Origin of the sequence: Bartonella japonica, from assembly GCF_040545385.1 — a bacterium.
In the GTDB taxonomy this organism is placed as follows: Bacteria; Pseudomonadota; Alphaproteobacteria; order Rhizobiales; family Rhizobiaceae; genus Bartonella; species Bartonella japonica.
On record NZ_JBEPLT010000001.1, the window covers coordinates 150515 to 165829 of the forward strand.

The following is a 15315-nucleotide window of genomic DNA, read 5'->3' on the forward strand; positions in this document are numbered from 1 at the left end:
TGCATATGAAAACAAAATGTATTCCGATCACACTTATTACCGGCTTTTTAGGCTCTGGCAAAACAACCTTGCTCAACCGCATGCTACGTGATCCTCTTTTGGCTGAGTGTGCTGTTATCATCAATGAATTTGGTGAAATAAGCATTGACCACCTTCTTGTTGAAAAGACAACTGAAGGAATTATCGAACTTGCAAATGGCTGTTTATGCTGTGATTTGCGTAGTGATCTTATCGATACATTGACCGATTTAATAAATCGCGTTCAAACAGGAAATCTCAAACAACTCAATCGCATTATCATTGAAACAACAGGAATAGCTGATCCAGCTCCTATTTTACAGGCTCTTCTAAGCCTCCCACTCTTCATTCAAACATTGTCTATCGATTCTGTTCTTGCAACATTTGATACGTTAAATACGACTTCCATACTCGAACGTTATCCTGAAATATATAAGCAATTAGTATTTGCTGACAAAATTATCCTCACAAAAACAGATCTGATTGCTTCAAAAATGCTTTCAAATACATTCCTCAACACACTCAAAACAATTAATCCTACGGCACAAATTATCGATATCAACTCTGATCATTACTGTTTAAGTTCCTTAATAAATAAAACATTATGGAATGAAAAAGAAGAAAATACACACCTTAAACAATGGCATCCTCCTTCTCCCCATGATCATTCTCACCATAGGACTATTCGTGCCTTTTCGTTAGACTGTGAAGAGACTATGGATTATACCACTATCGAAGCTTTTTTAGATCTCTTAAAAAACCTTTATGGTTCTCAATTGCTACGTATTAAAGCAATTATCGCATTGCATGATGATCCCAGTCGTCCACTTGTCTTGCATAGTGTGCAAACATTTTTTCATCCCCCAAAAAGACTAGCAGCATGGCCAAAAGGAATCACACAAACGCGTTTTGTCATCATTGCTGATGGTGTTGAAAAAGAAGTAATACAAAAACTCTTCAATGCTTTTCTAAACAAACCAGCGATAGATACTGCAGACAAAGCCGCTATATTGTACAATCCCCTCGTTATTCCAGGAATAAAATTTTAATTTTTTTCAAACCTGCAATGAAAAAACTTTTGGCTTCAACTTGGTCTCATGAAAATCATCGCGAAAACCAAAATGCAACTTCAAAGTAACGCATCATAAAAAAACTTGTGTGAAGAACAACACATTTACTACACTCCAAAGACTGTCACAGCATTCGTGAAGAATACAGCACTCTAAAAGAAATAAATTGAGCTCATTTTACAATAAAACGATATTTACGGTGTTAAAAAATCTGAAGCTCAATTATTATTGCGATTGAAAACATAACGTTTCCCATAAACTTCAACTATTGGAGGTTTACGATCCTCCTCAAACAGATCATAACCTTTTTTAAGCATCACCCAGAATTTATAATGAGGATCAGAACTATGATGCGCCATATTCGCTTCTGTCATGCGGAAAGGAAAAGACTGCAACTGAAATTTTCTCTGTCCACCTTTAAAAGCATCGCGTGCAAAAGCGTAAATTCGTGCCATATTTTTATCACTCATAGAATAACAACCAGCAGAAATACAAGAACCGTGCACCATAAGATTGCTCCCCGTACGACCATTTTCCTGATCATAAAGGTTAGGAAATCCTATATTAAAAGAAAGATAATATTTCGAATAAGGATTCATTTGGTTTGCGCCAACGGTATAAAAGCCCTCCGGTGTCTGAAAATCCCCTTCCTTATATTTTGGTCCAAGCTGACCAGACCATTTACAAATATCATAGCGTGCCACTAATATAAAACGTCCTGAACGAGACTGTTTCCAAATTTCAGCAATATTTTCTTTCTTAAAAAACCTCATCATAATTGGCGCATATGGATCGATATCATAAAGAGCCATTCTATTGTGGATCTCTTTAGGAAGTGGTTGCTCAACTTTAGCGCGAATAGAGGCTGGCAATTTCCCCCCACATGCTGTTAATATTCCCATGGCAAACAAGACACATATTGCTAGGAATCTATTGAATATCATCGAATAAAACTCCAATCTATCCCCTCACAAAAAATGATTTATGCTAAAGATCTACCGATCTGAAGATATTTTTCCCAACGTTCTTGTTTAAGAACTTCACCCTCTTTACCAGCCATATCTTTTAAAGCAGCAAAGATAACCTCACCCGTTTCATCGATGACAATCTCTTTGCCGCGATGTGCTCCTCCTAAAGGCTCGGGAATAATACCATCAATAATCTTTAACCGATGCAAATCTTGAGCAGTAATACGCATATTCATTGCAGCATCTTTTGCACGTGCTGGATCACGCCATAAAATAGAAGCGGCTCCTTCTGGAGAAATAACAGAGTAAATCGCGTGCTCTAACATATAAACTTTGTTAGCTGCAGCAATCGCTATAGCTCCACCTGAACCGCCCTCTCCAATAACCACCGAAACAACGGGGACTTTTAAGCGCAAAGTTGTCGCAGTTGATTGAGCAATCGCTTCGGCTTGACCACGTTCTTCAGCACTCACACCAGGATAAGCACCCGCTGTATCAACAAAAGTAATTAACGGCAAACCAAAACGATCTGCCATTTTCATAATACGTACAGCTTTACGATAACCTTCTGGACGTGCAGAACCAAAATTATAGCGCAAACGTGTTTGCGTATCGTGGCCTTTCTCCTGACCTATGTAAGCAACTGCTTCACCTTTAAAGCGTGCAAATCCTGCTTGAATAGCCTCATCTTCAGCAAATTTCCGATCTCCTGCTAAAGGTGTAACATCAGTGAGCAAACGTGCTGCATAATCCATAAAATGAGGACGATCCGGATGGCGAGCCACTTGTGTTTTTTGCCATGGCGACAATTTTTTATAAATATCACTCAATGCCGTTTGAGAACGCATTTCAAGACGTGCAATCTCATCACTCATATCAAGGCTGCCTTCTTCTTGAGAAATCTGTTTTAATTCAAGAATTTTTCCATCGAGATCAGCAACTGGTTTTTCAAAATCAAGATAATTATACATTGTACCCAACTTATTTGGTGTCACTTATACACTTATAATTCGGTTTATAAAGTATTTTTCAAAAACATCCCCTTATTCTTAGCCAGTCTCCTGCTCATCAGAAAGTGGATGATGCTCGTTAACTAAACGATAAAGTCCTGCTTCCAACACATGTGTATAAATCTGTGTAGTAGAAATATCGCAGTGACCTAACAAATGTTGAACGGCACGCAAATCGGCACCATTTTGCAAAAGATGACTAGCAAAAGCATGGCGTAACACATGCGGAGAAAAATTGTTACTTTTTATTCCCGCTCTTCCGGCAAGACTTTTCAACTCCCGTGCAACAACTTGTCGAGCAATATACCCTGTCTCTGAATGAGCAGGAAAAAGATAAGGACTAGCTGCATCTTTTCCTTGATCTCGTAGACTTAACCACTGTGAAAGAACTTGGTATGCTTTTTTTGACAAAAGCACCACGCGCTCTTTTTTGCCCTTACCGCGAACCAAAATACTGTATTCCTTTCTCCGAACAGCCTGCACTGGAAGACTTATCAATTCACTAATACGTAACCCTGTTGCATAAAGCATTTCCACCAACAGCTGAAGACGCAATGCACGCAAATAGCCCTTTGATCCATAATCTGTTTCATTCACTTCTAATTGCGCCAAATCAAGTAATTTCGTCACGACATCCTCATTGATAATTTTAGGCAAAGGACGTCCCGAACGAGGTGAATCAATATTATCAGAAGGATCATCTGTTCTTAATCCCTCTGCATAAAGGAATTGATAGAACTGACGCAAAGTCGATAAACGACGCGCTTGCGAAGATGCTGCAAAACCAAGAGTATGCATGAGCGACAAAAGACCAATCAAATCTTCTTTTTGTGCTGAGAAAATTGAAACAGAATGCGAAAGTAGTTCATCTTGCGCCCACTGCAAATCATGTTGATAAGCTGCAAGCGTATGGTCGGAAGCGCCTCGCTCCGCACTCATCATTTCAAGAAAAAGCTCTATCGCAGCATCACTTTTCATTTTATTGATTCTCTTTTAGAAAAAGATTGAATGAATCCAAAGGAACCTCAATAAACATATCCACAGTTGTTGGTTCAACAAAGAGCACAAGAGCGATCATCATACTGAAAAGAACAACAAGAAAAACAAAAAGAATTATTAAAAATCTGGTCAATGTTGGCATAAAACAAAAACTATCTAAAAATACTTCACCTTGTTAAATTATGCCTTACAAAGATTAACAGGAGTTGACTTTAAAACAAATAAATGCCGAAATAAGCCATGAAAAATAACCACCCCAAACATATTCCGATAACACAGACAAAGAATCAGTTTTTATCATTTCTTGACAAGCGAGCACTTGTACTTGTTGGTCTTATGGGGGCAGGAAAAACAGTGATTGGAAAACGTGTCGCCAACATGCTCCGTTTACCTTTTTATGATTCCGACGATGAAATTGAAAAAGCTTCACAAATGACCATCACTGAACTCTTTAAAATTTATGGAGAACCAGAATTTCGCGCTCTTGAACAGCGTGTTATTCTAAACCTCATGAAAAAAAGTCCTCTTGTTTTAGCCACGGGTGGTGGCGCTTATATAAACGAAGAAATACAAAAAGCCATTCACAAAAATGGAATATCCATCTGGCTCAAAGTAAACCTTGATATTCTCATGCAACATGTCTCAAAGCGCCCAACACGACCACTCCTTCAAACACCAAACCCGAAAAAAACCATGCAAAAACTCATCGAACAGCGCTATCCTATCTATGCAAAAGCAAACTTAACAATTAACAATCATAAAGAAAGCTGCCAAACCGTAGCACAAAATGTCATACGGTCTGTACAACACTATCTGTATACAGAAAATAATGATAGGAAAAACAAGCATGCAAACCCAAACGGTCACTGTTGAACTAGACAAGCATTATTACGATGTCATCATTGGTCCAGATCTAATTACGCAGGCAGCTTCACAGATTAAGCACGCTCTTCACCTAAAAGACCCCCATCAAACGCGTGTTGCACTTATAACAGATAAAAATGTCGCATCTCTCCATTTAGAGAAATTTCAAACAGAATTAACACAAAATAATATCCAAACTGTTCCAATTATTGTAGAAGCAGGGGAACAATCAAAGTCATTTTCAACTCTACAAACTGTCATCAATAAAATTCTTGCTGCACGCTTAGAAAGAGGTGATTGCGTCATTGCTTTTGGTGGTGGTGTCATTGGCGACTTAGGAGGATTTGCTGCAAGCATCATACGCCGTGGTATGAACTTTATTCAGATGCCCACAACGTTACTTGCTCAAATTGACTCTTCTGTTGGTGGAAAAACTGGAATCAATAGCCAGTATGGTAAAAATCTTATTGGTACTTTTTATCAACCACGATGCGTTATTGCTGACACTTGTATTCTTGATACACTGCCCCTACGCGAATTTCGCGCTGGCTACGCAGAAATGGTCAAATATGGTCTCATTAATCAGCCTGACTTTTTCGAATGGCTTGAAAAAAACGGGCAAGAAGTCTTTTCTAATGGTCCTATACGAACAGAAGCTATTGTTCGCTCATGCCAATTCAAAGCTGAAATTGTAACACGCGATGAACATGAAAAAGGGGAACGTGCATTATTAAATCTTGGTCATACATTCGGACACATGCTTGAAACGGCAACCGCTTATGACTCAGACCGCTTAATCCACGGTGAAGCTATAGCAATTGGAATGATCTTAGCCTACCAATTTTCCGCTCAACTGAAATTAACCGACCCCACAATTATACACCGTATTGAAACGCACTTTAAAACAGTGGGATTGCCCACACACCTAAAAGATATCCCTGGTGAATTACCCAATACTGAAATGCTAATGGCTCTCATTGCCCAAGACAAAAAAGTTTCTCAAAACAGCTTAACATTCATCTTAACACACGGACTTGGACAATCATTTATTGCAAAAAATGTTTCACCAAATGAAGTTTTTATCTTTTTGGAACAAAAATTAGCGGAAATCCGTTAATTTATATTGAATATAATTGATTCGTTTTTATACTTCTATTAAAAGAATAGAATGATGATGTCTGCGTAGCTCAGTAGGATAGAGCACAGGATTCCTAAAGAAATTGGGCGCTTTATGGAGAAATCCTCAAAGTGGATCTGCTCAAATTCGGGGAAAGCTTTATAAGTAATTATATGCCAATCCCGAGCCAAGCCTCTCTCAAATGGGAGGAAGGTGTAGAGACTGAACGGGCAGCACCTAAAGAGCATCAGCTCTATGGTGAAGAGACAGTCCAGACCACAAACAGTCTGTAAAGCTGGCGGTGAAAATCGAAGTGGTATGAATCCTGGGGCCGCAGGTTCGAATCCTGCCGTAGACACCATCGCATCAGTCAAATGCGTAAATATAGGGAAGCATTATGAAAAAAACTCTACACATTTTAGGATTTTTCGCCGCTTTAAATCTATTATCACTTTTCAATTTAACCAATGCTCTTGCTGGTTCTTTAATCCTTGAAGTACCAGACAATCCAGAGCCAACAACAGAAACTATTGCCTATCAGTGTGAAACAAAAACAGGTAAAGAACGTGTTGAAGCAACTTACCTTAATACTGACAATGTTTCGTTGGTTGATTTTAGATGGAGAGGTGATCGTGTCATTGCTGCCAATGTAATCGCTACCATGGGAAAAAAATATGCGGGTGCTCAGTACATCTGGTGGGAAAACAACAAAGAGATTACACTTTATGACCTTGCTAATGATCCAGAAAGTCAAAAACCTATAATCTGTAAAGATGAATCAACGTTATTATTCTAAATAACGGAGGAAATATTATGAAAAAAACTTCTTTTACTGTACGATTTTTCACGACTTTAAGTTTGTTATTTTTGGGCTCAGCTAACACCTTTGCAGGCTCTTTACTTATTGAGGTACCAGATACCCCAGAACCAACGACAGAAACCGTCACCTATCAATGTGATATGGGAACAAATAAAGATCGTGTTGAAGTAACCTATTACAATGCTGATGGAATTTCGTTAGTTGATTTCAAATGGAAAGGGAAGCGTGTTATTGGTTCCAATGTCATCGCCGCTTCTGGAGCAAAATATGTAGGAGGTCCATATATCTGGTGGATTAAAGGAGACGAAGCCATATTTTATGATCTTTTGAATGACCCAGAGAGAAAAGAACCTATCTTGTGTGTAGAAGAAAAAAGCACAAAATAAAAAAGACTCTTTGTATATTAAGAACCACGCTGGCTCTTATCGCGTGATTTCGGTAAGGATGGTTTTTAATCCTCCTTATGTGATAGAAGAGTCAGCGGTTTTTCTGATATATTTTCTGAATGGTGTCGATAGGCTGCAGCCTGTGATACTAGCATAGAAGCCACTGGTATTGTTACAAATAAAAAGATCATCAACAAAATCTCATGAAATACCAAATGGTGGTCCACAAATGTAGAATAAAGAAACGAGGCAATGAGAATACTGCCTGCTCCCCAGCTTGTACTAAGTGAGAGCATATGCAAACGCTTATAAAAATTGGAAAAGCGCACCAATCCTATCATTCCAATCAATGTGAGACCAGATCCCAATATTAAAAAAACCGTGATTGTCATAGCAGCCACAAGCGATACATCATTTTTCATTCAATAATTTCTCCCCGCATTAAAAATTTTGCCAAAGCAATACTTGATACAGGACCTAAGAGCCCAATAATGAGAGCTGCAATAAAATAAATAGTTGTTCCTGAACGAATATCGAATGTAAGAAACAAAAGAATAGTGGTTATATAAAGAGCATCCAAGCCCACAATCCGATCCTGCGCCCTTGGACCTCGAATCAACCGAAACAGTGCAAGAATCATTGCTAAACTTAAAAAAAGCTGCGAAATAAAAATCCCCCAATAAAGAATGATCATACTCATGAGAAAATCTCCAAAAGCGGTTGCTCATAGCGTTGTTTGATCAGCTGTTGGTAATTATATCCATTTTTAAAATTTAAAACATGAAGTAAAAGCTCACTATTTTTTCTGTTATAAGCAATCCAAACAGTTCCTGGAGTTACCATAAGAATGCATGCTAAAACAGCCAAAGCAGTAGGACTCTCAAGTAAAAGAGGAACGACAATGAAATCAGACTGCTGTTTTTGAGACCTTTTTGTTAAAATAAAGCAAGCTACCGAAACATTTGAAATTATCGAATCGATAAACACCCGAAAAATGAGATGAAAAACTGCACGCCAGTTTTTAATAGTGATCTTTTCCGGCTCAAGAAACCGCATCATCCATCCACTAAACAAAGCAATTATAATCCCTAAAAGCAATTGGCCTAAAGTCAAGCCGTTTAAGGTTAACCACATTAGAACAATGGCCACACTGAAAATAGGAAAAGGACAAAAATAATTCATTTATGAAGCTCCCTCTTTTCAAGAGAAAAATCACCTAAAACGCTCCAAATATAATTTTGAGGATTAGACAAAACCTTAGCTGTTTCAGACATATAATGGCTAACAGGACCAGCGACAATTGTTATAAGGAAGCACAAAGCAAGGAGGACAGCAATAGGTGCAAATTCAATTACCTGCACACGCGGAACTCTTCCTTCAAGAGAGACCCAAAAAGTTCTAATTCCCGTTCGTGTCAAAGCGATCAAAGCAGCAAAACCAGAGAGGGTAACAAAAATGAGAAAAAGCCAATCTTGGTAAACCGGTAGAAAAGCAGACGAATCCTCATTAGGGTAGTTTAAGATTGCCATAAACATCATAAATTTAGCAACGAAACCCGAAAATGGTGGTAAACCAATAATCAAAATAGCACAAATAGCAAAACAAGTTCCAAGAATTGCCAAAGTTACTGGTAAATAAGTGGCAGCTTCATCTTCTTCTTCCTCTTCATCATCACCATATACCTCCATTGTGACAGTTAAAACATTCGCAGCTACATCTTGGCAACGCTCAACCAGCTCCACTAAAAGAAAAAAAGCGCCAAGAGCTAAAGTTGAAGAAACAATATAAAACAGTGCACCTGCTGTCAGAGCTGTATTGCCGATACCAATTGCTGCCAATAATGTACCAGAAGAAACAAGAACACTATAAACTGCCAAACGTACCAAAACTTGGCTTGCCAAAATCCCAATAAAACCAAAAGCCATGGTGATAAGCCCACCATAAAATAAAACTGTATGACCAAAATGGTTAAAATATTCACTTTCAGGACCAAACCATAACAATGTCAAACGTAAAATAATATAAATACCAACCTTGCTTAAAAGCGCAAAAACAGCCCCAACGGGTGCTGCTGCTGCACTATAAGTTGGTATCAACCAAAAATTAAGCGGCCACATACCCGCTTTGAGTAAAAATGTGATGCCCAAAAGAGCAGCACCTATTTCGAATAAAACAATATCCGTCGAAGCTATATGTTTTATTTTCACAGCTAAATCAGCCATATTAAGAGTGCCAACAACTCCATAAACGAGCGCAGCACCTACTAAAAAAAACAACGAAGCAACAAGATTGACGACAACATAATGCAACCCTGCACGCACTCGTATTTGCCCAGATCCATGCAACGCAAGCCCATAAGAAGCTGTTAACATCACTTCAAAAAACACAAATAAATTGAATAAATCACCCGTTAAAAAAGCTCCGTTTACTCCAACCATAAAAAATTGCATCAGTGATTGAAAATGAGGCCCCACCTTATACCAATGAGCTCGTGCAAAAACCAACGCAGCAATAATCAACAAACTGGAAAGTAAAAGCATCATAGCACTGAGACGATCAAGAACTAAAACGATTGCAAAGGGAGAAGGCCAATTACCAAGATGGTAAACCTCCGAAACTGGAGTAACTTCAAGAGCACGCATAATCAATAAAACAGCAACCACAACCAACAGTCCTGCAGAAACAAGACTTATAAATGATTTAAGCTTTGCGCGACGTTCATCATAAAAAAGAAGGAGTGCCCCAGTACTTAACGGTAAAAGAATAGGCAAAATAAGAAGATGATGCAGATAATTTTTCATCATTGCACCTCACGTCCATCAACATGATCTGAACCTGTTAATCCGCGTGAAACCAAAAGAATAACCAAAAATAAAGCTGTTGTTGCAAAACCAATGACAATTGCTGTCAAAACTAAAGCTTGTGGAAGAGGATCAACGTAATTCTCAGGGCTGATTATCTTGGAAGAATCAACGATTGGTGCAGCATTGCTACGCGGTCTGCTCATTGAAAACATAAAAAGATTGACACCATAGGATATCAAAGACAAACCAAGAATGATTTGAAAAGTCCTTGGGCGTAAAATAAGCCAAATTCCTGAACCAACAAAAATACCGATACCCAAAGAAAGAATAATTTCCATTAATTTTCCTTCTCTTCCAAAATAGGTTTCTTGCCAATTCGGTAACTACGAATTGACTGATGTGCAAGAGCAATTAAAATAAGAACGGTAGCTCCCAACACAAGAGAAAACACGCCCAAATCAAATAAAAAGGCAGATGCCATGGGAATCTTTCCAACAAATGGAAAATGAATATATTGAAAAAAGGACGTTAAAAAAGGATAGCCAACAAACCAAGCACCTGCTCCCGTTGCAACTGATAATAACAAGCCAAACCCCATCCAACGTAAAGGCAAAACCTTTAAATGGCTTTCCACCCAACGAATATCACGTGCAAGATATTGCAAAATAAAGCCTATTGCTAAAGTCACACCACCGACAAATCCACCTCCTGGAAGATCATGTCCGCGCATAAATAAATAAACCGAAAAAGCGATAATAACTGCAAAAAGCCAACCCATAATCACAGAAGGAACAGTGAGATAGTTTAATATAGTATCCCCCACATCCCGATCAGGCTGTTCCATATCAAAAGCTTTCTGAAAACGTTGCTGAAAAGGTGCTTCAATACTTTCAGGAGCAGGACGAAACCGTCGCAACAGAGCAAAAACGGTAAGAGAAACACCCCCCAAAACAACAATTTCTCCCATTGTATCAAAACCACGGAAATCAACTAATAAGACATTCACAACATTGCGTCCACCAGCACCACTATAAGCATTTTTCAGAAAAAAATCGGAAACCGTTGCACCTTGAGGGCGTGTCATCATCGCAAAGGAGAGCCACGCTACACCAACACCTCCTATAAGAGCGATTAAGAAATCACGAATGCGACGCAAACGCACAAAAAAATGAACCGTCGTTGGAGCAGGATTATACAAACGCTTAGGCAACCACCGCAAACCAAGTAATAATAAAACGATTGTTACCACTTCAACAACCAACTGTGTTATTGCCAAATCGGGTGCAGAAAGCCATAAAAAGGTTGCGCTAGTCATCAAACCAGCTCCTCCTAAGAGCATAAGAGATGCCAAGCGATGAAACTTTGCTTGCCAAGCAACCAAAAGCGCGCATACTCCGCCAACTACCCAAAGAGCAAGAAAAGGAATATCAAGCGGAAAAAGCGGTAAAGAACCCGCTGAAATAAAACCATCACACCAAAGCAAAAGACCAACAAATGCAAAACACAGCAAAAAAATCCAATGTAATTGTATTTGTAAACGACGTGTTGATAGGATAGACTCCACAGCACGTGCCCATTTCCAAGAAATAATCACGAGAACACGTTCAAAAATACGTGCTCCTCTCAAATGACGAAAAAAAGGAGGGCCATCTTCGCAGGATAAAAAATAACGATGTCCGACAGTATAAAGCAATCCACCTCCTAATAAAGCCACCAAACTCATCATTAATGGAGTTGTAAAGCCATGCCAAACAACCAAGCTATAAGAAATTGTCATCGGACCGAAAACAGAGACAACTGCATTATCTAAAATAGGTCCTATTGTTAAATTAGGAAAAATACCAACTGCCAAGCAAATAAACACCAAAAACTCCATTGGCAAACGCATAAAATGCGGCGGTTCATGTGGTGTTTTGGATAAATTAGTGGGTTTTGGTCCTAAAAAGACTCCATGAATAAACCGTATAGAATAAGTTACACTAAAGAGACTCGCCAGCGTCGCCACATAAGGTGCAATCCAATCGAGCCATGATTCCATATGTTTTTCAACTGCTTCAGCAAAAAACATCTCTTTCGATAAAAAACCATTCAACAAAGGAACACCAGCCATCGCTGCACTCGCTACTAAAGCAAGCGTTGCTGTAATGGGCATAGAACGATAAAGTCCTGTCAACTTACGCATATCACGCGTTCCTGTCTCATGATCAATAATACCGGCAGCCATAAATAAAGAAGCTTTAAAAGTAGCATGATTGGCCATATGAAAAATCGCTGCGACACATGCACGTGGACTACCAAGACTTAAAAGCGTGGTAATCAATCCAAGATGACTAATTGTTGAATAAGCAAGTAGCCCTTTTAAATCTTGCTGAAACATAGAAAAATAGGCACCAAGCAACAAAGTTGAGAGTCCTGAAAAACCAACCAACCAAAACCAAGATTCTGTTCCAGAGAGAACGGGCCATAAACGAATCAGCAAAAATAATCCTGCTTTCACCATTGTTGCCGAATGCAAATAAGACGATACAGGCGTTGGCGCAGCCATCGCACCAGGCAACCAAAAGTGGAAAGGAAACTGCGCACTTTTCGTCAACCCTCCTAGTAAAATGCAAATAAGGATAGGATGATAAAGAGGGCTTGACCGGATTACATTCCCAGATTGTAAAACCTTATCCAAATCAAAACTGCCAACAGTGTATCCAATCAATAAAACCCCAATAAAAAGGATAAAACCACCAAAACCTGTGATTGTTAAAGCCATTCGCGCACCATCACGCGCACCTGCATTACGATACCAATAACCAATCAATAAAAAAGAAAAAATGCTGGTGAGTTCCCAAAAAACAACCAAAAAGACGAGATTTCCAGATAAAACGATCCCTGTCATCGATCCCATAAAGGCAAGAAAAAAAGAAAAGAACCGCGGTACAGAATCTGACGGATCCATATAATAACGCGCATAGACAACAACAAGCAGGCCAATTCCTGTAATGAGTAAACAAAAAAGCCACGACAAACCATCCATACGCAGGACCAAATCAACGCCCCACTCTGTAAGCCACGAAATATCTATACGCACGACATGGTTTTTGCGAACGGTTGGATAAAGCATTATTGTAAAAAGAAGAGCGAAAAGTGCAATAACTCCAGCGAACCAAGCTTCACTATTTTTTGCTGTCGAACGAAAAAAACCAATAACAGCACTTCCACCAAAGGGAAGCAAAACGAGCAACATCAATATTGCCTCCCGTGTTGTCATTTTTCAAGCTCCATACCGTCCTTAAATATTTTGTCAGAGAGACAAAATAAAAATTTACATTGTCTCCCCCTTATCTCGTACTTAACGATAATAAGATTTAATAAAACTTAAAAGCATTTAATTTAAAAAAACAAATGCTGCGTAAAAAATGACACAGCACAGAAGTTTCCTCTTTATTTTAAAAACGATACCGCTTTCGACAAGGCTTAATAAATCTTTTTTACATTTAATAGTATCTATTCCTAAAAAAAGCGTGAAAGACATTGCTTACGAGGACCATGAAAAGGCTGATAACTATTATCATTTTTATTGTAAGAACGGTAACGCATACGACAAGATTCAATATGTTGCTTGATCATCCATGGCTTCTCTTCGTCTAAAGAAGAGGTTAAAAGCACCTTTTTCTCACCTGATATAACTTTCAATGGCGCACGCTTTGTGTTTAAATGTGGTAATGCGACGAAAGCTGCTTCAGGATACCACCAATTATCTCTATACTTACGATAACCAGGCCGATAATTATGATACCCCTTAAAACCATTCAGTTCTCTACGCCCTGTAACAATCAAAGGTGCGGTATCCTCTTGAACAGAAACTTGAGGAACTATTTTTGCTTTAGCATCACTGCTATTTTGTCCTAAATCAATAATATTTGTTGTTATAAGGAAGAAACTGCCAACACATACGAGAGCTAAAACATAATATAAATTTTTTTTAATACACATAACGCAAACCAAAAATCTCAAAAACAAAATGCAGCTATAAAAAATCTTATCTGCCATGAGACAAAAACGAATTCTTTTTTTTGAACCATTCTGTTACTCTTTATACTAAACGTAAATCTTAAGAATAAGATCCTTCAAAAGAGATGGATAAACGATGATAAAAACTCCCTACTATCTTATAGATAAATCTAAACTCCTAAAAAATATGGAAATTATCGCTCGCTTACGCGAAATATCCGGAGCAAAAGTGTTGCTTGCTTTGAAATGCTTTGCCACATGGAGTGTTTTTGATTTTATGTCTGAATTTATGGATGGCACCACCTCATCCTCTCTCTATGAATTGCGTTTAGGGAGAGAAAAATTTGGTAAAGAAACCCATGCCTATTCGGTCGCTTGGGCAGATCATGAAATTGATGAAGCTTGTGGTTATGCGGATAAAATAATCTTTAATTCCATTCAACAACTTCAACGTTTTGCTGATGTAACAAAAACCATTCAACGAGGTCTAAGGTTAAATCCAGGAATCAGTGCATCTCATTTTGATCTTGCTAACCCCTCTCGCCCTTTTAGCCGCTTAGGAGAAATCAATCAAAGCGCTATAAAGCAAATTTTGCCTCTCATAAATGGCTTGATGATTCATAACAATTGCGAAAACACTAATTTTAATCTCTTCAACCAAATGCTTAATGATATGGAAGAAAAATTTGCAGAACTTTTCGCTGCAGTTAACTGGATAAGCCTCGGTGGCGGAATTCATTTTACAGCTGAAAATTATCCCTTAGAAGTTTTTGCGGAACGCTTAAAGTGTTTTTCAAAAAAATATGATGTCACCGTTTTTCTGGAGCCAGGAGAAGCGGCAATTACCAAAAGTACCACACTGGAAGTCAGTGTTCTTGATACATTGTATAATGAAAAAAACCTTGCTATCGTTGATAGTTCAATTGAAGCGCATATGCTTGACCTTTTAATTTATCATGAAAATGCCAAATTAGAAACAAATCAAGGGCCGCATGAAATTATGGTTTGTGGAAAATCTTGCCTTGCTGGTGATGTTTTTGGAACATTTCAGTTCTCCAAACCTCTTAAAATTGGTGACAGACTATCTTTTCAAGATGCTGCAGGCTATACAATGGTTAAGAAGAACTGGTTTAACGGCGTTACAATGCCTGCCATTGTTATCAAAGAGCTTGATGGCACCCTAACAGTCCAACGACAATTTAGCTATAATGACTACAAAAGTAGTCTTTCATAAAAAACATTAAAAAAATAATCTAG

At 38.4% G+C, this 15315-nt stretch carries 16 protein-coding genes; 6 read left to right on the plus strand and 10 right to left on the minus strand.

Features of this window, described 5'->3' with window-relative positions:
* Positions 1–5: 5 nt before the first annotated feature.
* Complete coding sequence (locus ABID39_RS00680) at positions 6–1067, plus strand: CobW family GTP-binding protein (protein WP_354185019.1); 1062 nt, start codon at positions 6–8, stop codon at positions 1065–1067.
* Positions 1068–1306: 239 nt separating this feature from the next.
* On the opposite strand, the gene ABID39_RS00685 is transcribed toward ABID39_RS00680, so the two are convergent.
* The 3 genes from ABID39_RS00685 to ABID39_RS00695 all read right to left on the minus strand — a co-directional run bounded on the left by ABID39_RS00685 (position 1307) and on the right by ABID39_RS00695 (position 4044).
* Positions 1307–2032: a L,D-transpeptidase family protein gene (locus tag ABID39_RS00685; protein ID WP_354185021.1), complete on the minus strand. Its 726-nt coding sequence runs from the start codon at positions 2030–2032 to the stop codon at positions 1307–1309.
* A gap of 38 nt (positions 2033–2070) precedes the next feature.
* Entirely contained in the window at positions 2071–3027 is a 957-nt protein-coding gene (locus ABID39_RS00690) for an acetyl-CoA carboxylase carboxyltransferase subunit alpha (protein ID WP_354185371.1), read from the minus strand.
* Between the two features lie 78 nt (positions 3028–3105).
* On the minus strand, positions 3106–4044 hold the full coding sequence (locus ABID39_RS00695; RefSeq protein ID WP_354185023.1) for a site-specific tyrosine recombinase XerD: 939 nt from the start codon (positions 4042–4044) through the stop codon (positions 3106–3108).
* A gap of 261 nt (positions 4045–4305) precedes the next feature.
* On the opposite strand from ABID39_RS00695, the gene ABID39_RS00700 reads away from it, so the two are divergent.
* The 4 genes from ABID39_RS00700 to ABID39_RS00715 all read left to right on the plus strand — a co-directional run bounded on the left by ABID39_RS00700 (position 4306) and on the right by ABID39_RS00715 (position 7252).
* The gene (locus tag ABID39_RS00700) at positions 4306–4938 is read left to right on the plus strand and encodes a shikimate kinase (RefSeq protein ID WP_354185025.1); all 633 of its coding nucleotides are present in this window, start codon (positions 4306–4308) and stop codon (positions 4936–4938) included.
* Positions 4913–6046 (plus strand): 3-dehydroquinate synthase, encoded by a 1134-nt coding sequence (gene aroB / locus ABID39_RS00705; RefSeq protein ID WP_354185027.1) that lies wholly within the window; start codon positions 4913–4915, stop codon positions 6044–6046. The genes ABID39_RS00700 and aroB overlap by 26 nt, the downstream gene beginning before the upstream one ends.
* Before the next feature lie 397 nt (positions 6047–6443).
* Entirely contained in the window at positions 6444–6842 is a 399-nt protein-coding gene (locus ABID39_RS00710; protein ID WP_354185029.1) for an MliC family protein, read from the plus strand.
* Positions 6843–6859: 17 nt separating this feature from the next.
* A complete protein-coding gene (locus tag ABID39_RS00715) occupies positions 6860–7252 on the plus strand; it encodes an MliC family protein (protein WP_354185031.1) in 393 nt (130 codons plus the stop codon).
* Between the two features lie 65 nt (positions 7253–7317).
* Here ABID39_RS00715 and mnhG read toward each other — a convergent pair whose 3' ends face one another.
* The 7 genes from mnhG to ABID39_RS00750 all read right to left on the minus strand — a co-directional run bounded on the left by mnhG (position 7318) and on the right by ABID39_RS00750 (position 14040).
* The gene (mnhG, locus tag ABID39_RS00720; RefSeq protein WP_354185033.1) at positions 7318–7674 is read right to left on the minus strand and encodes a monovalent cation/H(+) antiporter subunit G; all 357 of its coding nucleotides are present in this window, start codon (positions 7672–7674) and stop codon (positions 7318–7320) included.
* On the minus strand, positions 7671–7952 hold the full coding sequence (locus ABID39_RS00725; RefSeq protein ID WP_354185035.1) for a K+/H+ antiporter subunit F: 282 nt from the start codon (positions 7950–7952) through the stop codon (positions 7671–7673). Before ABID39_RS00725 ends, mnhG begins: the two co-directional genes overlap by 4 nt.
* A complete protein-coding gene (locus tag ABID39_RS00730; protein WP_354185037.1) occupies positions 7949–8434 on the minus strand; it encodes a Na+/H+ antiporter subunit E in 486 nt (161 codons plus the stop codon). The genes ABID39_RS00725 and ABID39_RS00730 overlap by 4 nt, the downstream gene beginning before the upstream one ends.
* Positions 8431–10053 (minus strand): monovalent cation/H+ antiporter subunit D, encoded by a 1623-nt coding sequence (locus tag ABID39_RS00735; RefSeq protein WP_354185039.1) that lies wholly within the window; start codon positions 10051–10053, stop codon positions 8431–8433. The genes ABID39_RS00730 and ABID39_RS00735 overlap by 4 nt, the downstream gene beginning before the upstream one ends.
* Entirely contained in the window at positions 10053–10394 is a 342-nt protein-coding gene (locus tag ABID39_RS00740) for a Na+/H+ antiporter subunit C (protein ID WP_354185041.1), read from the minus strand. The genes ABID39_RS00735 and ABID39_RS00740 overlap by 1 nt, the downstream gene beginning before the upstream one ends.
* Positions 10394–13315, minus strand: coding sequence for a monovalent cation/H+ antiporter subunit A (locus ABID39_RS00745; RefSeq protein WP_354185043.1), 2922 nt, complete (start codon positions 13313–13315; stop codon positions 10394–10396). Before ABID39_RS00745 ends, ABID39_RS00740 begins: the two co-directional genes overlap by 1 nt.
* Positions 13316–13557: 242 nt before the next feature.
* The gene (locus ABID39_RS00750) at positions 13558–14040 is read right to left on the minus strand and encodes a BA14K family protein (RefSeq protein ID WP_354185045.1); all 483 of its coding nucleotides are present in this window, start codon (positions 14038–14040) and stop codon (positions 13558–13560) included.
* A gap of 154 nt (positions 14041–14194) precedes the next feature.
* On the opposite strand from ABID39_RS00750, the gene ABID39_RS00755 reads away from it, so the two are divergent.
* Positions 14195–15292: a carboxynorspermidine decarboxylase gene (locus ABID39_RS00755; RefSeq protein ID WP_354185047.1), complete on the plus strand. Its 1098-nt coding sequence runs from the start codon at positions 14195–14197 to the stop codon at positions 15290–15292.
* The last annotated feature ends 23 nt before the right edge of the window (positions 15293–15315 follow it).